The organism is Bacillus timonensis (assembly GCF_004799755.1).
Taxonomy (GTDB): domain Bacteria; phylum Bacillota; class Bacilli; order Bacillales; family Bacillaceae_L; genus Ferdinandcohnia; species Ferdinandcohnia timonensis_A.
Genome location: NZ_SLUB01000008.1, coordinates 119,001 through 138,378, shown reverse-complemented (window position 1 = coordinate 138,378; position 19,378 = coordinate 119,001). Strand labels below are relative to the sequence as shown.

Genomic DNA, 19,378 nt, shown 5'->3' with positions numbered 1-19,378 from the left:
CCTTTTACCGGAGAAAAAAACAGGAAGAAATAAGAGATTCTTTAGAATCAGCGAGTAGATGTGGTGCATAAGGGGAAACCATTCAGTGGGCCTTTTAGGCCGAGGCCGGTAAGAGAGGCTTTCAGCCGCAGAACAAACCACCAGTTCACACTGGTGGTTTTGATTAGAGTTTATGAAAGTAATGCACGGTCATTTGTCATCTTTGCTCCTCTGATTCTTTGGAACTCATCTAGCAATCGATCAACAGTCAAATCTGCCTTCTCCTGTTCATCCACTTCTAAAATGATTTGTCCCTTATCCATCATAATTAGACGGTTTCCTAAATCAAGAGCTTGTTGCATATTATGAGTGACCATTAATGTAGTTAGATTGTACTTTTGCACAATTTCTTTTGTTAAGTTCGTAATTAATTCAGCACGGGCTGGGTCAAGTGCAGCCGTATGTTCATCTAGTAACAAAATGGAAGGCTCAGTGAAAGTTGCCATTAATAGTGATAATGCTTGACGTTCTCCACCAGATAATAAGCCCACCTTCGCCGAGAGACGATTCTCTAAACCAAGATTAAGAGATTCTAAAACTTCTTTAAAATATTCCTTACGTTTCTTAGTAACCCCTTTACGGAAGTTTCGTGTCTTATTACGTGAGTATGCCATGGCTAGGTTTTCTTCAATGGTCATATTTGGTGCAGTCCCAGCCATTGGATCCTGGAATACACGTCCAATTAGCTTCGCCCGTTTATGTTCAGGTAAAAATGTAACATCTTTTCCGGCAATTTCTACTGCTCCTGCGTCAGGAATGAGCACACCAGATATCACATTCATTAACGTGGATTTACCAGCACCATTACTTCCAATGACAGTTACAAAGTCACCTTCTTTTAAGTGTAAATTGGTCCAATCTAGGGCAATCTTTTCATCAGGTGTACCTTCATTAAAGATTTTATGAATTTGATTTAAGTGTAGCACTTGACTCACCCTTTCCTTCTGAAGGTGCACTGTTCATTTGAACAAGTTGTTGTTGTCGTTTTGCTCTTCTGCTTTTTTCTTTTGTTCCTTCAAGAATTTTAGGAAGGACGAGCGCAATGATCACGATTATCGCCGTAATTAATTTCATATCTCCTGGTTGTAAAAACTCCACACGCAGGGCAAGTGAAACAACGATACGATAAATAATAGCTCCACCAATAACTGCAAGTGTCGCCCTCGCAATCGTTTTGGCACCAAATAAGGCTTCACCGATTATAACAGAAGCTAAGCCAATAACGATCATCCCGATCCCCATTCCAACATCAGCAAATCCACCTTGTTGTGCTATCAGTGAACCGGAAAGTGCAACAAGGGCATTGGATAGACCCAAACCAAGGATGGTCATTAAGTTTGTATTAGCAGAAAAACTGGAAATCATCTTTTTATTATCTCCAGTTGCTCTTACGGCAAGACCAATTTCTGTACGTAGGAAAAGATCAATTAAAAATTTTATGATAAATGTAACAACAATCATGAAAAGCAAGATGCCCCATGTTTTAGGTAGACTATTGTCTAAACCAATTGTTGATAAAATAGTATTAAAAAATGAGTCTAATCCTGAAGAAGACGATACTCCTGATACACTTGTAAAAGTTGTATCAATATTTAATAATGAAACATTTGATTTCCCCATTATTCGTAAATTGATTGAATAAAGAGCGATCATCATCAAAATACCAGATAGTAATGCATTAATTTTTCCAACCGTGTGAAGTAATCCAGTGATACTACCTGCAATAAATCCAGCAACAAGCGCTAGAAGAGTTGCAACAAAAGGATTCACTCCATTTGTGATCAAAATGGCGGAAACAGCAGCTCCTGTAACGAAGCTGCCGTCAACCGTCAAGTCTGGAAAATCTAGTATACGGAAGGACAGGTAAACACCAATTGCCATGATTGCATAGATGATTCCTGATTCAAATGCCCCAAATAATGCCGTAAACATGTTGAATCATCCTTTCTTTTATTCCCCTTCGTAGATGTCAGCAATCTCTTTCCATTCAGGTTTAATTTCAATACCTTGTTCTTCCGCTGCTTTTTTGTTAATGAAAAGCTGTAGGCTATCAGGAAGTTCAACTGGAATTTCAGAAGCCTTCTTCTCACCTTTTAGAATCTTAGCAGCCATTAGTCCAGATTGGTATCCAATATCATAGTATTCAAAGCCGCTTGCTGCAAATCCACCCGCTTTCATTGAGTCAAGCTCACCAACGAATAGTGGAATATCTTTTTCATTTGCCACTGAAATAATAGAATCTAACGCTTGAACTGCCGTGTTATCAGTTGGAATATAGATGGCATCTACACGCCCAACTAAGCTTTCAGCCGCTTGCTTTACTTCAGCAGTTGTAGAAACGGAAACTTCAACTAATTCCGCACCACCTTGTTCAGCAAATTCCTTTACTTGATCAACTTGAACGACAGAGTTTTGTTCACCAGAGTTATAGATAACACCAATCTTCTTTGCTCCCATTTCCTCTGTAATAAAGTTGATAGTCGTTTTAGTCGCATCTGGATGGTTATCTGTTGTACCCGTAATGTTGTCACCAGGCTTGTCAAAAGCTTCTACTAAGCCTGCACCAACTGGATCTGTTACAGATGTGAAAATAATTGGAATGTCACTAGTTGCATTAAGTGCAGCCATTGCACTTGGTGTTGCATTCGCAAAAATTAAATCCACATTATTCCCCACAAGGTTTTGCGCAATTGTGGCAGTATTACTTTGCTCGCCTTGTGCGTTTTGGGAATCAAGTTTTAAATTTTCGCCTTCCTTAAACCCTTCATCTTCTAATGCCTTTATAAAGCCTTCAGTCGCAGCATCTAATGAAGTATGTGGTGCATATTGTGAGATACCAACTACAACCTGCTCTTTGTCACTGTTTCCTCCCGCATCACCTGATGTGTCATCTGCCGACCCACAACCTGCTAACGCAAGGAAGCCAGCCAACAACACTCCTACAAATTTACTTGAACTTTTCATGCATAGTCCCCCTTAATTTCCTTTACACTTTTTGTTTATTCTAGTATTCTATTACTTTACTAGAATAATGATTTTTACACGCTTAAGTTTTACTACAGTAAAGCAAAAAAGCGTTAATGTATGTCATTGTTTAATCGTTATATTATCACTCTAGGTGCATTGCGTCAATTATTTTCTGAACATTTTACACTTTCAGGTTATATTTTTTTCGTACAGCAAAATACGAATTTTTGTTTTCCTGTGATAATACGTTTTAATTTTTTTCACTTAACAAAGACTAAAACAATATGAAGTTGCAATGGAGGAATTTGCTTGAAGCAATCTGAACAACAATGGTCTTCAAAAATTAGTTTTATTTTAGCCGCAGCAGGATCTGCTATTGGATTAGGGGCCATTTGGAAATTCCCTTATGTGGCTGGTACTAGTGGTGGAGGCATTTTTTTCATTATTTTTCTTATTTTTACCTTGTTAATCGGTTTACCACTTTTATTAGCTGAATTTGTAATTGGCAGAACAACACAAAAAAACGCGATAGTATCTTTTGAAGAATTGGCGCCAAAAACAAATTGGCACATCGTTGGGCGGTTAGGTTTCATTACAAATGCCATATTACTCTCGTTTTATAGTGTGGTAGGCGGCTGGATCTTAATTTATTTGGTTAGCGGAAGTATCGGAAATTTAAACGGTTTAACGGAAACAGAGTATGGAAGTTATTTTGGAGAAACAATTTCAAATCCATTCTTAGTAATTATTGCACAACTTGTATTTATTTTAATTACGATTATTGTAGTTGCTAAAGGGGTCCAATCTGGGATTGAAAAAGCTAGTAAATGGATGATGCCAGCACTTTTTATCCTATTTCTAGTCATTATCATCCGCTCGATAACTCTTGAAAACTCGCTTGAGGGAATCTTGTTTATTTTAAAGCCTTCTCTTTCTTCATTAACATCTGACACCATTCTTTTTGCATTAGGTCAATCTTTTTTCGCACTTAGTGTTGGTGCATGTACCATGTTAACTTATAGTTCATATCTGTCGAAAAAGGAAAACCTGGTACAATCCGCGTTTTCCATTGTGTTATTAAATATACTTGTAACCCTTTTGGCTGGATTGGCCATTTTTCCAGCGGTGTTCGCATTCGACTTGGAGCCGGACGCAGGACCTGTTCTTTTATTTAATGTACTACCGACTGTTTTCAACAGTATGCCATTTGGAATGGTCTTTTTAATTGCTTTCCTTCTCTTATTTTTATTTGCTACACTTACCTCTGCATTTTCAATGCTTGAATTAATAGTAGCAATTTTAACGAAGGGTAACATTCAGAGGCGAAAGTTTTACGCATGGATGTCAGGTTTAGTTATTTTTTTAGTTGGCGTACCATCTGCACTTTCTTATGGGGTTTTAAGTGATGTTCATTTATTTGGAAAATCAATTTTTGACTTTGCAGATTTCCTGGTAAGTAATATACTTTTACCGGTTGGGGCTCTCTTTATTGCCCTATTTGTTTCGTTTAAATTTCCTCGTACAACTCTTTATAAGGAAATGCAATTGGGCAGTAGTCTTCCCATTTCCCTGTTAACGGCTTGGTTCTTTATCATTCGGTATGTGGTACCTGTAGTGATCATAATTGTTTTCTTGGATAGTTTAGGTGTGATTTAAAAAGGGTGTTCCAATTGTAGTTGGAACACCCTTTATTCTTAATCTTCTTCGATTTTAGATGGAGTTGCATTATTACTAATTACATGTATTCTCATAATTCGTTTTTCATCCATTTCGATTACTTTAAATGTATGATTTTTGTAGTCAATTTGTGGATGTACATCCCCTGTAGGGATATACCCTAACTGACCAATTACAAAACCACTTAAAGTATCATATTCATCTGTTGGAAAGTCAATTTTCAATAGATCTTCAACTTCATACAAATTAATGGTTCCAGCCATAGAATAAGTATTTTCATCAAGTTGGATGAATTCTTCGTCCTCGATTGTGTATTCATCGTATTCGTCAAAAATATTCCCAACGATTTCTTCAATTAAGTCCTCAATGGTAACAATCCCATCTGTCCCACCATATTCATCGATCACAATGGCCATATGAATATTGTTCTTTTGCATTTCCTTAAACAATTCATTTGTATGCTTCGATTCTAAAACAAAATAAGGATCTCTTAGTAAGTCTTTTAAGTTAAAAGCAGTGTCATCACATTCATCAACAAATTTTATTAGTTCTTTTGAATGTAAAATCCCCACAATCTGATCAATACTTTCATCATATACTGGAAAGCGTGTATATTTCTCTACTGTAACTAGATGGATGATTTCTTTTAACGTGTAATCAAGTGGGATTGCAATAATATTCGTCCGATGTGTCATGATGTCTGATACGGTTTTATTATCAAATTCAAAAATATTATTGATCATAAATTTTTCTGATTCTTGAATAGTTCCTCTTTCTTTACCCACATCAACCATCATTCGAATTTCTTCTTCAGTAACATTTTCATCATCCGCATTCGGGTCGACTCCAAATAAACGTACAAGTCCATTTGTTGATAACGTTAGCAGCTTAACAAAAGGTAATGTTACTTTTGATAAAATCGTCAAAGGCCTTGCCGCAATTAAAGAGATTTCCTCCGCCTTTTGTAAGGCCAGCCTTTTCGGTACTAGTTCACCGATTACTAATGTGAAGTAGGATAAAATAAGTGTAATGACGATCACAGAAAGGGAATCAATAATACTTGGAGCAACTGGAACACCAATGTCTATTAGCCAGTTTGTTAAGTATGCCGCAAAGCTCCCGGCTGCAAAAGCACTTGCAAGAAAGCCTGCTAACGTAATACCAATCTGAATGGTCGCTAAAAAACCACTCGGATTTGACAAAAGTCTATGTAGTAAAATTGCTTTTTTATCTCCACTGTCTGCCATCATTTTTACTTTATTATCATTTAATGAAACCATTGCCATTTCAGAAGCTGCAAAAAATGAATTCAATAGAATCAAAACGACAAGGATTAAAATTTCAACTACCATAATAAATACCTCCAATGATCAAAAGAACGAACATTATTTTATTAAATTCCCCTTCTCTTATATCCATTATGCTTATTTTACTATGAGATACGAAATATGGTGGGAATCATGCTTAATTTTTTTAACTTTTATGTTGACATTAGCAAAAATCACAATTATAATTTATCTTAAAGTAAGATATCTTGAATTCGAGATAAATGATAGTAAAATAATATTTTTTTGGAGGAATTAAAAATGGCAAACACAAAATGGGCAGTAGATGCATCACACAGTAGTATTGATTTTTCAGTTAAACACATGATGATTGCAAAGGTAAAAGGTTCATTCGAGAACTTTGAAGCTGTTATTGAAGCAGATCCAGCTGACTTAACCACCGCAAATATTGAATTTAAAATCGACCTTACAAGCATTAATACAAAAAATGAAGATCGCGATAACCACCTTCGCTCAGCTGATTTCTTTGATGTTGAAAACCATCCATCAATGACGTTCAAATCAACATCCATTGTTAAAACAGATGATGGTGAATACGATGTAACTGGTGATTTAACCATTCGTGGAACAACCAAATCGGAAACCTTCCAAGTGGTATTTGAAGGTGCAGGTAAAGATCCATGGGGAAATGAAAAAGCTGGTTTCAGCGCAACTGGTAGCTTAAATCGTAGCGATTATGGTCTAGTATGGAATGCAGCACTTGAAACTGGTGGCGTTCTAGTTGGAGACCAAGTAAAAATCTCAATCGAAATTGAAGCGGCAAAAGCTGAATAAATAATGCAAAGCAGGCCCAAATGAGCCTGCTTTTTAATATTCGTATAACAATGTAACAATTTTATCTTCAATCGGTTTTCCATGTGCATCGTTCATTAGATTATTCAATAGGATTGAAAAGATCAGGTCTTCCCCACTCCTTGTTTTCAAATAGCCGGATAGAGAACTTACCGTTGTGATCGTCCCTGTTTTCGCTTTTACCTTTCCCACCATCTCTGGATTTTTTAATCGATATCGTAAAGAACCACCAACAAGGCGTTCACTGTTTCCAGCAACCGGTAAAGAGTGTAAAAATGTTGGAAACCAGGCTTGGTTTTGAGCGGAATAGAGAAGCTTTGAAATATCATTAGCAGATACTAAATTCACGTGTGAAATTCCGGATCCGTCTCTAATCACCATACTACTAGGGTCAACACCGATTTTTCGAAGTTCTTCCTTCACGACAATTATCCCTTTTTCCCAACTACCTTCTCCATATCGGTCACGTCCCATCTCCTTAACTAATGTTTCCCCGTGGCCATTATTACTTAGCTTCATAAAAGGAATTAGAAGTTCATGCAGTGGTATGGATTTATCTGTTACAAGGAGTGCAGCTTTATCAGGTGTTTTAGCAATGCCTTCTGTACCCATCACGTGGATATCTTGTTTAGCTAATGATTGCTTAAATAAATCCAATGCATAGCCTGTGGGCTCCCAAACGGTCATCCACTCTTGAATAGGTTTTGCATGAACAGGAACCGTTCCTTCAATGATAATAACATTCTCTCCATGCTCGCGAATGATAGAGATGTCTTTCTTTTCTTCTTTTTGAACTGTTTTTGTGTTATTGATAATCTTTATGTAATTACTCGAAGGTTGTAAGGAAATTTCTGCTTTGGCTCCCTCCTTCTTCCCCGGTGAAACCTCCACAATTATTGTTCCAGAATCATAATCCTTATTCGGGGATGCGGTTAATCCCGAAACAGCTGAACCATAATAATACGTTTCATCGCTCCAAGTTAAATCCATTGAATATCGCTCATCATCATACCAAGTATCATCTGCGATCACATTTCCGAAAATCACATCGACTCCAGATTTTTTAATTTTTTTCGCTAGTAAATCTAAATCTTCCTGCAGCAGTGTGGGATCTCCTTTTCCCTTCAGATATAGATTTCCTATCAATTTGTTTTCTTCGAGTTTTCCATCTGTCAGGATCTCGGTTGAAAATTGATGATCTTCTCCAAGAGCTGATAAAGCTGTGGCGGCCGTGATGAGTTTTAAATTGGAAGCGGGTCTAAGTCTTACATCGCCAGCGTGTTGATACAGGATTTCTCCGTTTTTTGCTGATCTTACACTTATTCCAGCAATTGCTCCTTTTAATCTCGGTTCATTCATAACAAGCTGATTCAGTTGCCCGAACACTTGCTTTTGGCTCGCATTTGCATCTGCTTTTTCTTGTTGTGGCATGATGACAATTACAAGCAGGATAATCGCAAACAGAAAATAATTTCGAGAGCTAATAATTGATTCCCCCTCTTTTAGTACTTTTGTACAACTTTGGAACTATTACCATATTTTACACAAAAACGAGCGTATTATGAAGAACCATGAAAAAAAGCATCCCTTTTTAAGAGATGCTTTCTATCTTATAAAAATACAAAATAAATGACAGCTGCTAATATAATACGGTAAATAGCAAATGGTAATAACTTGATTTTATCGATTAGGCGTAGGAAGAATCGGATGGAAATAAGAGCGAATACGAAAGCACTAATGAATCCAGCTATAAATATTGGAAGTGCGTCCATTGAAAAATACTCGATGTTTTTTAAAAGCGAGATTCCACTTGCTCCTGCCATAATTGGTACAGCCATAATAAACGTAAAGTCTGCTGCTGCTCTATGGCTTAATCCAACTAGTACACCGCCTGAGATAGTGGCGCCTGAACGTGAAAATCCTGGCCATAGTGATAAACATTGAATAAGTCCGACTGTTAAAGCTTGTTTATACGTAATTTGATCGACTGTTTGCGTATTTGGGTGGCTTTTGCTATAACGGTCTGCAATAATCATTAGAACGGCACCAATGACGAGCCCAATTAATACCGTTTCTGTTGTGAATAAATGATCATCAATTGTATCCTCAAATAACACACCTAGAACACCTGCAGGAATTAATCCCACAATAATATGAGTTAAACGTAGATGCTTTGCTCCCACCGGAACAATTTTATTTTTTCGATTAAGTCCCAATAAATCTATAAACCTATCCTTAAAAACAACAACAACGGCCAAAATCGAGCCAAGTTGGATGACAACCTTAAATGTATTTGCCGGGTACTTTCCAAGAAATTCCTGTGTTTTCAGCCACATATCATCGACGATAATCATGTGACCGGTTGAGGAAACGGGTGCAAATTCAGTAAGCCCCTCAACCATTCCTAAAATTATGGCTTTTATCATTTCAATAATTTCCATCAGATATAATATACTCCTTTTTTATCTCGTTTTAGATCGTCTCTTGTTGAAAAATATAACCAGAAATCCAATTCCCGCTAATGCGATTAATGCATACGTAATATTGGAGTAAATGTCCATGTAGTGAACAATGATATCCCAAGATTCACCAAAAGCAGCTCCTAGCATTACAAGAATCACATTCCAGATCAACGTTCCAAGTGTTGTAAACAAAATGAACATCCAAAAATTCATATTGGACATTCCGGCTGGAATGGATATCAAACTCCTAATTAATGGCACCATTCTGCAGAAAAATACAGTCCAGTATCCATATTTATCAAACCAGGCATCCGCTTTATGAATATCTTTTTTGGTTACTCGTAAAATACGACCATAACGGTCAACAATTTTTTCCAATCGCTCAACATCAAGTAAGCGTCCAATTCCATAAAGAATTATTGCGCCTACAACTGAACCGAGTGTTGCAGCGATGACGACGCCAGTCACGGATAAAGACGATTTTGTCGTCATAAATCCACCTGCTGTTAAAATAACCTCAGATGGAATAGGTGGAAAGATGTTTTCTAAAGCAATTAATAGAAAAATCCCTATATACCCAAATTGGTCCATAAAATCTGTAATCCAATTTTCCATGTTTACCTCCAAATAAGATGCTGTTTCACTAAATCGATAAGCATACTTATTGTAATCTATGTTTGTCCTACTTTAAAGTATTCCTTTAAATTTTTTCCTAATCATGTAATTCCAAAATGACTGGGCAATGATCACTACCCATTACATGCGAGTGGATTTGAGAATCTTTTAATCTGTCTTCTAACTGTTTGGAAACAATAAAATAATCAATTCTCCACCCAATATTCTTTTCACGGACATTCCGCATATAGCTCCACCATGTATATTGATCAGTAGTGTCTGGATAAAAATATCTGAAGGAATCAACAAACCCAGAGTCAAGCAAATCAGTCATTTTTCCACGTTCTTCGTCGGTAAAGCCGGAATTTCCCCGATTCGATTTCGCATTCTTTAAATCAATGTCGGCATGCGCAACATTCAAATCGCCACAAAGAACAAGTGGTTTCTTCTTATTTAAATCAATGAGATAATCACGCATACGATCTTCCCAGTCAAGTCGAAAACCAAGACGTGCAAGATCTCTTTGCGAATTCGGTGTGTAAACATTGATTAAGTATAAGTCGTCAAATTCTAATGTAAGAATTCTTCCCTCATCCTGCTCATTTTCATCACCAACACCATATGAAACAGATAGAGGCTTCTCCTTTGTAAAAACAGCAGTTCCAGAATAGCCTTTTTTAAGCGCGTAATTCCAATACTGATGATATCCTTCAAGGTCTAAATCAATTTGACCTTCCTGGAGCTTGGTTTCCTGTACACAAAAAATATCAGCATCCATTTCGTGAAAATAATCTAAAAATCCTTTCTTCACACAGGCCCGTAATCCATTTACATTCCATGATACAAGTTTCATACTTATAAAGCTTCCTCTCTATGTTACTCCTCATAAATCATTTTTCTTGTCATTCCGCCATCTACAACAAGATTAATTCCTGTAACAAAATTATTTTTAGTATCAGTTAAATAAAGACATGCATTTGCGATATCCTCTGGTTTTCCTACTCGCTTTGCAAAATGCTGTTCGTGATCAATTTCTCGAAGATCTTCATAGTTACCTGTTTCAATCCATCCAGGCGAAATCGCATTTACGGTAATCTGATATTCCGAAAATGAAGCTGCTAGTGCATGTGTAATCGCAACGATCCCACCTTTTGTAGCCGCATATCCTTCAGAATGGGGCTCAGACATAATCGCTCTTGTTGACGCAATATTAACTATTGAGCCACCAGATTTCTTCATATATTTTGCGACTTCTCTCGAACATAAGAAAACACTTCGAAGATTTGTATTGATCACATCATCCCATTCTTCAACTGTTACATCGAATGGTGACTTGAATAAATTTTTACCAGCGTTGTTTATTAAAATATCAATTTTACCATACGTTTGATAGGTTTGGTTTACCAATTGGAGGATATCCTGTTCGTTTCTTACATCTGTTTTGATAAAAATAGTCTCTGCACCCTGATTGTTAAATTCAGATGAAAGCATATTTCCAGCATCAGTATCCATATCTGCTAAAACAACCTTATCACCGTTCTTCGCATAAGCTTTTGCAATCCCTTTTCCAATCCCATTTGCAGCTCCCGTTACGATTACCACTCGATTCATTTTCTTCACCAACCTAGTATTCAAGTTTGAAATCTTCCCTTTCCCATTATAAACGACAATAGCAATCTGGCAAAATAAAACAGAGATTCAGTGGTTCTAAGAATGATAAAATGACTTATGGGAGTGAGAACGGACATGAGAAAACAAGTGATCTTTTTTCTATTATTGTTATGTAGTCTTCCGATTTTAATAAGCTTAAGTCCTGTTATATATAACTCTTCATATTTTGCAAAATATGAATCTCCAGAGGGAATTATCTTCCTTAGTTACTCAAAAAACTGGGACGAACAACAATTAGAAGATTTATATAAGGAACTAATAAAAAATAAACACGGTGAAGAAATCAACTTATTGCAGGAAGTTCGTGTAATGGCTGGTCCATCACCTTCAAATAGTATGATTATTGGAGTCTATCACCCTTTTATCAGTAGCATTACCTTATATAAAGGAAATGAACATACGAGTGCACAGGAATACCGTGATACCTTGTCGCATGAGTACGGGCATCATTTTGCCTATAATTATTTTCCATCTCATCATTTTCCCTTTTCAAAATGGGCAAAACTAAGAGGATTACGTCATTTGCCTATCCACTGGAATTCTTTTTTTAATTATTCAGTTTCGTCTCATGAATGGTATCCACAAGAAATTTTTGCAGACGATTATGTTTTATTATACGGGCCAACAGATGAGGTAGCTCTAGACGATGTCTATACGAATGAAGCCTTCTATATGCGAACGGAGCATGAAAATCAAAAACTAGAAAATATACTTGGTAATGAAGATCTACAACAATTTATTGAGCAAGAAACTGGTATCAAGATCGATAAGAACCGGAAACTAAGAACACCTAAACTTACAGACTTCACTGACGAAAGTTTGACGTTTTCGGTAGAGCAAAAGAAAGACGTAGCCTACCGGTTGAATCTAGGAGATTACGAATACTATAAAATTTCTGAAGACCAAAGTGGCTCAATCACTTTTTCAAATATAAATTTGCCCGAAAATGCTGTAGTTTCACTTGATGTTCTTGATTTAAACACATCAATTGGCTTTCGTTCAAAAGATATTCACTACAAGTAGAGGATTAAGATAGAAAATTACTCGCGTTTCATTATATAATAAAGAAAGAAGTTTTTGGAAAGGCGGTAATGACGATCCCGACACCGAGTATGGAAGATTATTTAGAAAAAATTTATTTATCCATTCAGCAAAAAGGCTACGCCCGAAGCGTAGATATTGCTTCTTCATTAAACGTCCTCCCTTCTTCAGTCACAAAGATGATGCAAAAATTGGACGAGGAAGGCTTTGGAATATATGAAAAATATAGAGGTTTTGTACTTACAGATAAAGGAACAGCAATCGCAAAAAAGCTAGTCGAAAAGCATGAAATGCTAGAGGACTTTTTAAAAATGATTGGCGTACAAGATAAGAATATTTATGAAGAAGTCGAGAAACTCGAGCATTATATCAGCAAGGAAACTTCTCTTTGTTTGTCTACTTTAATTGACTTTTTTGAAGAGAATCCTTCAGTTAGGAAACAATACTTACAATTTCGAAATAAAAAAATGTAAAGAAGCTCAGAGTGACTGAGCTTTTTTATTTTAGTTCTAAATTTATTTCTTCGTCCAAATAGGTTGTGCCTTGATACCCAGTAATTTGTAACCATTCTGGTATAATTTCTTCATCAGAATCTTCATTATCAACCTCGATTACTATTTTCGTTTGGTAATGGCGCGGCTTATCAACTTCATTGATATTTGCGTAATAATCGTATTCATCCCAGTTATATATGTTTCCATTTCGATCAACTAAGACACCCTCATTTTCCATAGACACAATCGGTAAAGCCGATTCATTTTGATCGAGTATATTAAATTGGATAGATTCAAATTTTCGTTCTTCGTTTATTTCAGCGGTTAGTCCTATTTTCGTAGTTTTCCCAATTTCAATTTTGTCAATTGAGATCTGACTTCCCAGATATTCAAAAGTTTGCGGAGACGATTGGTTCATGTCAATTTTCGCTTTGTGAAGATCATTTTTATAATATGATAATGAATTTAATCGAACACGAACCTCTTTTGGATCATCAAAATAGAGAGAATTAAAAATGGAATGAAAGGTAAAATATTCATTCGTACTGCTCTCTACCGGAAAATTCCATCCGTATGATAATGGTTTTGCGACCTTTTCATCCATTTCAATTCCACCAAAAAATAATTCAATCATATCTTTATCAACCGTATTTGGTTTATATCGATATTGTAGAACCGTAACAGTTGGAGCCATAATCACTTTATTAAATTCAAAAGGCACGTTGTCTATTGTTATTTTTTCATCAATTGGATATTCTATTGATTCTTGTTTTTTAACAGGAATTTCAAAGTTCCATTTTCCAGTTAAAAAACTTGTTTCTCCATTATAAGCCATCCATACAAGGTTTTTATGGTCCTCCCCGGCTTTTTGAAGCTTTGAGATATTTAACTTTATTGATTTTGCTTCTGATGTAACAGGCAATAAACTGAGGGTTCCTTTAAAAATGGTCCCCTCACTTTCCAAAGGCTGAACTGGTAATTGGTTGACAGGGTATGCCTGCTGATCAAAGGTTTCAAATTCATTCTCAACATATACACCATCCCAAAAATTAATACCATATTGTTCCTCTTCCTCAAGGTTTTCAACTTCATAATAGATGATGGTTTGAAATTCATCAGCAATAGCGCTTTTAATTGTGACCTTTATTCCGTTGGATTCTTGCACAAGATCGAGTGGCTCTCCAATGCCACTTTTTAAATAATCAAGGTACTGCTCATCCTCCAAGTCACGCCAATCTAGCCAAGTATAATACATATATGTAAAAGCGTTGGTGGCATAACCAATTAAGAGAAGGAGTAAAAGTGAAAATGCAATTCCAACACCAATAGTTGTACGTTTCTTTTTCTTATTACTTTTCTCTTCCTCTTTTTTCCTTAATGTTGTGATTACAGGGTCCAAAAACTCTGCCGGTACCTCAATCTCTTCGGCAGTTTTGGTAAGAGAGATAATGGCATTCTGAAAACCCGCCAAACTTTGCTGACAACTTTGACATGTATGTAAATGGATTTCAAATTCAATCTTTTCAGGTCGGTCTAAATTGCGACTTAGATAATCAATAAATTTATCCTGGTAATGAGCCTCCTCACAGCCGCTTAAATTTTGAATTCCTCTATGGAGATGAGCTTTAACTGATTCAACTGAAATTTCAAGAATGTCGGAAACCTCTTTCGGTGAAAGCCCTAGAACATAAGTTAGAACGAGGGACTCATCCACCACTTCATCGGAGCTTCTTTTTTTACATTCTTGTAAGAATTGGGAAATAACCCATTTCTCTAGGTCGGGATTCTTTTTTAGTTTTCGAATGTCTGTCTGCATAGTAAACATGACAGTGTAAAACACATCTTGAATGTCACTGGATGTTTTCAAATATGTCCAGGCTAGTTTGTATAAGCTGTCTTTCCTTTGATCAAACCATTTGATTATGGCTGCTAGGTTATTTTCGCGTATCAATTTTATTAAAACGGGATCCGTTTCCGCTATTATCACAATTTATGTCTCTCCCCTTGGTAAAAATCTTCCTTTTCTTCAATATTCAACAAATATCGCACGAATCCTTCAATAAAAAGCAATAAAAAAAGACTAAATCTGTTACGATTTAGCCACATCCGATTTTATTTCTTTTTTATGTCTTTTGGTTTTAGCTCGAATTCTTCCGCAATCTCTGTTTGATAGCTTGGTTTAAACTGTTGCCTTCCTTGTTCCCGCTTTTTGTCACCGATCACCTTGTTTTGCATGTAAGCATGGAAAAGTGCCTCACAAGCAGTAATTAAAGCGGCAGCAGTAAGGGACGCTGTAATTAAAGATGAGGTGTTTTCCAAAAACAAATAGCTCAACAGCCAGATTGAAAAAAATGATAACCCGAAGTCTGCCAATGTAGCAAATAAATTCCCCATTTTCGGTAACGTAAACAAATCACCTATGAGGTATGAAATTCCTGTTACAAGAAGGCTTATTAAAAGTAAATTTCCGAGAGATGCGCCTCTGAAAATCCCAAAAAGCGACAAGAGAACAATTGATATGATAATAAATTTGATTCCGAGAGCTTTAAAATGCCTCATTTTCGACATCACCCTTTAATTCTTATTTAGACCTATCTTTTGAAGATAACGAATAGAATATAAAAGGTAATTTTTGGTCAAAAAATAATTTAGAAACTAGATTGCCTGATTCTCTACTTGACGATTGTGTAGAGTGTAATAATATCCCTTTTGTTCTAAAAGCGAAGCATGCGTTCCTCTTTCTACAATTTCTCCTTCATTTAAAACAATGATTTGATCGGCTCTTTTAATCGTATTCAAACGATGGGCAATAATAAAACTTGTCTTTCCCACCATCAAACGCTGTAGTGCCTCTTGTATTTTCATTTCTGTAACCGTGTCAATGCTACTTGTCGCTTCATCAAGAATAAGAATAGACGGATTTGCAAGAATGGCTCTTGCAATCGAAAGAAGCTGCTTTTGTCCTTGGCTGATTCCACTTCCATCTTGGTTCAAAATCGTCATGTATTGATTAGGTAATTTCATGATAAAGGAATGAGCATTTGCTAATTTGGCTGCTTCAATTACCTCTTCATCGGTTGCATCCAGTCTCCCATAACGAATATTATCTATGATTGATGCTTGAAACAAATACGTATCCTGTAACACAAAGCCCATATTTTGACGGAGGCTTTCCCTTGTGATCGATGACGTATTGAGCCCATCTATTAGAATTGAACCTGAATCGGGCTCGTAAAATCGAGACAATAAATTAATAATCGTTGTTTTCCCAGCTCCAGTTGGTCCGACAAAGGCCACTGATTGTCCGGCATTTACCTCAAATGACACATCGGTAATGGTGTTTCCATCTTTTTCATAAGAAAAAGTAACATGATCAAATTCAACATTACCTTGAATTTGGTTTACTCTTTGTGCTTTGCTTTCATCCTTAGCCTCAACTTCTTCATCTAAAATAGCAAACACACGCTCGGCACCCGCAATGGCTGACAGTAATGTATTAAATTGATTAGCCAAGTCATTAAGTGGACGAGTAAATTGTCTCGAGTACTCAGCAAAAATGACAATTGTTCCAATTGTGATATGGCCATTCAATGCGAGTATCCCACCAATCCCGGCAATTATTGCAAAGCTTAAGTTATTTAATACGTTCATTAGCTTCGGAATAAAACCAGAATAAGCTTGTGCAAAATAGCCCGCTTTCTTTAGCTTTTCACTCTTTCCTAAGAAGTCGTTCATCACTGTTTCTTCCTGTGAAAACGTCTTTACAATTCTCTGACCTGAAATTGTTTCCTCAATATACCCGTTTAGTTCCCCTAAATAACGCTGCTGTTCTTTAAAGAGCTTTCCCGTTCGTTTCGTGATCCACTTTATTCCGAAAAACATGATTGGAATAATAATCATCGTGATTAAGGTTAACAGCGGGCTCAGCCAAAGCATAATTCCAACTGTACCAATTAATGTTAGTAAACTTGAAAATATTTGAATAACGGAAGTATTCAATGTTGAGCTTACATTTTCGATATCATTTGTAACTCGGCTCATGAGTTCCCCATGTTGCCGTTTATCGAAAAAGTGAATCGGTAAACGATGCAATTGTTCAAAAAGCTCCGTTCTCATCGAGAATACGGTATTTTGAGCAATGCCTACCATCCAATAGGCTTGATACCATAATGATAAGGAATGAAGAATATAAACTACTCCTAGTCCAAGTAATAGAACAAGGATCCCTATATGATCCTTTGAAACGATGTAGTCATCTATCCCTTTTCCTAATAAGAACGGACTGAGGAGACCGAGTCCTGAGCTTGCGACGACCATGGCAAGTACGGCAATCAATAATTTATGATTGACCGCAAGATAAGACCAAATTCTTTTTACAGTCCCTATTCTATCTTTTGCTTGCTGCGGTTTATCCCCATGATTTTGTTTCGGACAATTCATTCGCGCCGACATAAGCTTGTCCCTCCTCTCCAAATTGAGTATGATAGACCTTTTGATAAAAAGCTGAGGATTGTAATAGCTCTTCATGACTTCCGGTAGCTAGTGATTTTCCATCTTCCATCAGTAAAATGGTATCGGTTGCCATAGCTGTGTATACTTTTGAAGTAATGATTAAGGTCGTACATGTGTAATTTTTTAATTCTTCAAGAAGGTTAGCTTCTGTTCTAAGGTCGAGCGCACTTGTACTATCATCAAGTAATAAGATTTTCGGGTTGCGAACAAGTGCTCTTGCGATTGAAATTCGTTGCTTTTGCCCACCAGATAGGTTCACGCCCTTTTGACCGATGACAGTATCGTATTGTAAGGGAAGCTTCTCAATGGTTTCATGAATTTGGGCTCGCTTTGCCGCTTCAATAATCTCTTCCATCGTCGCGTCCTGTTTGCCCCAGCGGATATTCTCCTTAATTGTGCCAGTAAACAATAACGCCTCCTGTGGTACATAACCGATTTGCTTTCGTAATTCGTCAAGCTTTCGATCCTTCACATCAATGTCGTCTATCTGAACACTTCCATGGTCAACATCATATAAACGTGGAATTAATTGAAACAAAGACGTTTTACCTGAGCCTGTCGCACCTAGAATTGCAACCGTTTCGCCTGGTTGAATCGAAAATGAGATATCCTGTAACACCCATGCATTCGTTCCTGGGTACCTGAAATCAACATGTCTAAACGTGATCTTCCCCTTTGCATGTGGTACAGTTAGTAGATTTTTATTCGATTCAACTAAATTAACCTCCGTATCTAATACATCAACGAGACGGTCTGATGATGCTTTTGCTCGTGAAAAATGCATGATAATCCAAGAAAAGACACCTAGAGCCCCAGTAATTCGGGTGGTATAATTGATGACTGCAACAACTTCGCCGACCTGAACGTTTCCAGAACTAACATCAATGCTGCCAAACCAAAGAATCGCGATAATACTTCCATTCATTAATAGTAAAAGTACTGGCATCGTTAATTCGATAAGCCGAAGCGAAGTAATTGTTCGCTCCTTTAAGTCTTCATTGGCATGAAAGAATCGTTTCGTTTCATGTCCCCATCGTACAAAGGCTTTTATTAATCTCATCCCCGAAAGATTTTCTCGCATTACACCGTTCACGATATCTAATTTCTTCTGGACTGCTTGGAACAGTATTCTTGCTTTTGACATGACGAAAATGAGAAACAAAATTAAAAATGGAGTTGTAACGATGAGCATCATAGCCAGCTTTGCATTTACAAGGAAAGCCATGATCATCCCAAAAATGATTAGCATTGGTGCACGCATTGCGATACGCAAACTCATAAACACCGTGTTTTGTAACTGGGTCACATCATTTGTCATTCTCGTTATTAAAGAAGCTGTTTCGAATTTTTGAAGATTGGCGAAGGAAAAAGATTGGATTTTTCCAAACAATTCTTTTCTTACGTCAAAAGCAAAGCTTTGACTTGTGTGAGAAGCAAAAAAGGAATTCGTAATTCCAGAGATAAAAGCGAGAAGTGAGATTCCGACCATAATTCCGCCCCACTTCATGACTACAGAAAGATCTTTTTGTAAAATACCATCGTCAATCACCTTTGCAATTAATAACGGTTGCAAGAGTTCCACAGCAAGTTCAACAAATGTTAATCCAAGTGCGACTGAAATGGCTAGTCGATAAGGTTTTAAATACGCTAGCATTCTTAACATAAGAGCCTCCAAGTTATGTACGAAACAATTATTTCACTATCCGAATTATTTTTATCATACAATAAAATTAACTATTATTATAGATAAAAAACATCAAAA

The 19,378-nt window shown here is 36.6% G+C and carries 17 protein-coding genes; 4 read left to right on the top strand and 13 right to left on the bottom strand.

Going from position 1 to position 19,378, the window contains the following annotated elements; all coding sequences use genetic code 11:
• Positions 1-170: 170 nt before the first annotated feature.
• The 3 genes from E1I69_RS07160 to E1I69_RS07150 are packed head-to-tail and all read right to left on the bottom strand — an operon-like array spanning position 171 to position 3,003.
• On the bottom strand, positions 171-965 hold the full coding sequence (locus E1I69_RS07160) for an ABC transporter ATP-binding protein (protein ID WP_136378924.1): 795 nt from the start codon (positions 963-965) through the stop codon (positions 171-173).
• Positions 940-1,971, bottom strand: a complete 1,032-nt coding sequence (locus E1I69_RS07155) for an ABC transporter permease (RefSeq protein ID WP_136378917.1) — start codon at positions 1,969-1,971, stop codon at positions 940-942. The genes E1I69_RS07160 and E1I69_RS07155 overlap by 26 nt, the downstream gene beginning before the upstream one ends.
• Before the next feature lie 18 nt (positions 1,972-1,989).
• A complete protein-coding gene (locus tag E1I69_RS07150) occupies positions 1,990-3,003 on the bottom strand; it encodes an ABC transporter substrate-binding protein (protein WP_136378916.1) in 1,014 nt (337 codons plus the stop codon).
• Positions 3,004-3,315: 312 nt separating this feature from the next.
• On the opposite strand from E1I69_RS07150, the gene E1I69_RS07145 reads away from it, so the two are divergent.
• On the top strand, positions 3,316-4,662 hold the full coding sequence (locus tag E1I69_RS07145) for a sodium-dependent transporter (protein ID WP_136378915.1): 1,347 nt from the start codon (positions 3,316-3,318) through the stop codon (positions 4,660-4,662).
• Positions 4,663-4,700: 38 nt separating this feature from the next.
• Here E1I69_RS07145 and E1I69_RS07140 read toward each other — a convergent pair whose 3' ends face one another.
• Entirely contained in the window at positions 4,701-6,035 is a 1,335-nt protein-coding gene (locus E1I69_RS07140; protein ID WP_136378914.1) for a hemolysin family protein, read from the bottom strand.
• Positions 6,036-6,269: 234 nt separating this feature from the next.
• Here E1I69_RS07140 and E1I69_RS07135 point away from each other — a divergent pair, with 234 nt between their 5' ends.
• Complete coding sequence (locus E1I69_RS07135) at positions 6,270-6,803, top strand: YceI family protein (protein ID WP_136378913.1); 534 nt, start codon at positions 6,270-6,272, stop codon at positions 6,801-6,803.
• A gap of 33 nt (positions 6,804-6,836) precedes the next feature.
• Here E1I69_RS07135 and dacB read toward each other — a convergent pair whose 3' ends face one another.
• The 5 genes from dacB to E1I69_RS07110 all read right to left on the bottom strand — a co-directional run bounded on the left by dacB (position 6,837) and on the right by E1I69_RS07110 (position 11,509).
• A complete protein-coding gene (dacB, locus tag E1I69_RS07130; protein WP_136378912.1) occupies positions 6,837-8,252 on the bottom strand; it encodes a D-alanyl-D-alanine carboxypeptidase/D-alanyl-D-alanine endopeptidase in 1,416 nt (471 codons plus the stop codon).
• Positions 8,253-8,431: 179 nt separating this feature from the next.
• The gene (locus E1I69_RS07125) at positions 8,432-9,262 is read right to left on the bottom strand and encodes an undecaprenyl-diphosphate phosphatase (protein WP_136378911.1); all 831 of its coding nucleotides are present in this window, start codon (positions 9,260-9,262) and stop codon (positions 8,432-8,434) included.
• A gap of 21 nt (positions 9,263-9,283) precedes the next feature.
• Positions 9,284-9,898, bottom strand: coding sequence for a DedA family protein (locus tag E1I69_RS07120; protein ID WP_136378910.1), 615 nt, complete (start codon positions 9,896-9,898; stop codon positions 9,284-9,286).
• Between the two features lie 97 nt (positions 9,899-9,995).
• Positions 9,996-10,751 (bottom strand): exodeoxyribonuclease III, encoded by a 756-nt coding sequence (locus E1I69_RS07115; RefSeq protein ID WP_136378909.1) that lies wholly within the window; start codon positions 10,749-10,751, stop codon positions 9,996-9,998.
• A gap of 23 nt (positions 10,752-10,774) precedes the next feature.
• Positions 10,775-11,509, bottom strand: a complete 735-nt coding sequence (locus E1I69_RS07110; RefSeq protein ID WP_136378908.1) for a glucose 1-dehydrogenase — start codon at positions 11,507-11,509, stop codon at positions 10,775-10,777.
• A 135-nt stretch (positions 11,510-11,644) separates the two neighbouring features.
• Between E1I69_RS07110 and E1I69_RS07105 the strand changes: the two genes are divergently transcribed.
• Both E1I69_RS07105 and mntR read left to right on the top strand, forming a co-directional pair.
• Complete coding sequence (locus tag E1I69_RS07105; RefSeq protein WP_136378907.1) at positions 11,645-12,592, top strand: hypothetical protein; 948 nt, start codon at positions 11,645-11,647, stop codon at positions 12,590-12,592.
• 68 nt (positions 12,593-12,660) lie between these two features.
• Complete coding sequence (gene mntR / locus E1I69_RS07100) at positions 12,661-13,083, top strand: transcriptional regulator MntR (RefSeq protein ID WP_431731865.1); 423 nt, start codon at positions 12,661-12,663, stop codon at positions 13,081-13,083.
• A 25-nt stretch (positions 13,084-13,108) separates the two neighbouring features.
• On the opposite strand, the gene E1I69_RS07095 is transcribed toward mntR, so the two are convergent.
• The 4 genes from E1I69_RS07095 to E1I69_RS07080 all read right to left on the bottom strand — a co-directional run bounded on the left by E1I69_RS07095 (position 13,109) and on the right by E1I69_RS07080 (position 19,279).
• On the bottom strand, positions 13,109-15,091 hold the full coding sequence (locus E1I69_RS07095; protein ID WP_161974853.1) for a DUF4179 domain-containing protein: 1,983 nt from the start codon (positions 15,089-15,091) through the stop codon (positions 13,109-13,111).
• 125 nt (positions 15,092-15,216) lie between these two features.
• On the bottom strand, positions 15,217-15,663 hold the full coding sequence (locus E1I69_RS07090; protein ID WP_161974852.1) for a YndM family protein: 447 nt from the start codon (positions 15,661-15,663) through the stop codon (positions 15,217-15,219).
• Between the two features lie 96 nt (positions 15,664-15,759).
• Complete coding sequence (locus E1I69_RS07085; protein ID WP_136378904.1) at positions 15,760-17,556, bottom strand: ABC transporter ATP-binding protein; 1,797 nt, start codon at positions 17,554-17,556, stop codon at positions 15,760-15,762.
• Positions 17,513-19,279 (bottom strand): ABC transporter ATP-binding protein, encoded by a 1,767-nt coding sequence (locus E1I69_RS07080; protein WP_136378903.1) that lies wholly within the window; start codon positions 19,277-19,279, stop codon positions 17,513-17,515. Before E1I69_RS07080 ends, E1I69_RS07085 begins: the two co-directional genes overlap by 44 nt.
• Between the last annotated feature and the right edge of the window lie 99 nt (positions 19,280-19,378).

Bases quoted from the DNA above. Each gene is read 5' to 3' on its own strand.
- E1I69_RS07150 (WP_136378916.1), bottom strand. From the start codon at position 3,003: ATGAAAAGTTCAAGTAAATTTGTAGGAGTGTTGTTGGCTGGCTTCCTT.
- E1I69_RS07110 (WP_136378908.1), bottom strand. From the start codon at position 11,509: ATGAATCGAGTGGTAATCGTAACGGGAGCTGCAAATGGGATTGGAAAA.
- E1I69_RS07155 (WP_136378917.1), bottom strand. From the start codon at position 1,971: ATGTTTACGGCATTATTTGGGGCATTTGAATCAGGAATCATCTATGCA.
- E1I69_RS07120 (WP_136378910.1), bottom strand. From the start codon at position 9,898: ATGGAAAATTGGATTACAGATTTTATGGACCAATTTGGGTATATAGGG.
- mntR (WP_431731865.1), top strand. From the start codon at position 12,661: ATGACGATCCCGACACCGAGTATGGAAGATTATTTAGAAAAAATTTAT.
- E1I69_RS07140 (WP_136378914.1), bottom strand. From the start codon at position 6,035: ATGGTAGTTGAAATTTTAATCCTTGTCGTTTTGATTCTATTGAATTCA.
- E1I69_RS07125 (WP_136378911.1), bottom strand. From the start codon at position 9,262: ATGGAAATTATTGAAATGATAAAAGCCATAATTTTAGGAATGGTTGAG.
- E1I69_RS07085 (WP_136378904.1), bottom strand. From the start codon at position 17,556: ATGTCGGCGCGAATGAATTGTCCGAAACAAAATCATGGGGATAAACCG.
- E1I69_RS07105 (WP_136378907.1), top strand. From the start codon at position 11,645: ATGAGAAAACAAGTGATCTTTTTTCTATTATTGTTATGTAGTCTTCCG.
- E1I69_RS07115 (WP_136378909.1), bottom strand. From the start codon at position 10,751: ATGAAACTTGTATCATGGAATGTAAATGGATTACGGGCCTGTGTGAAG.
- E1I69_RS07135 (WP_136378913.1), top strand. From the start codon at position 6,270: ATGGCAAACACAAAATGGGCAGTAGATGCATCACACAGTAGTATTGAT.
- E1I69_RS07090 (WP_161974852.1), bottom strand. From the start codon at position 15,663: ATGAGGCATTTTAAAGCTCTCGGAATCAAATTTATTATCATATCAATT.
- dacB (WP_136378912.1), bottom strand. From the start codon at position 8,252: ATGCCACAACAAGAAAAAGCAGATGCAAATGCGAGCCAAAAGCAAGTG.
- E1I69_RS07080 (WP_136378903.1), bottom strand. From the start codon at position 19,279: ATGTTAAGAATGCTAGCGTATTTAAAACCTTATCGACTAGCCATTTCA.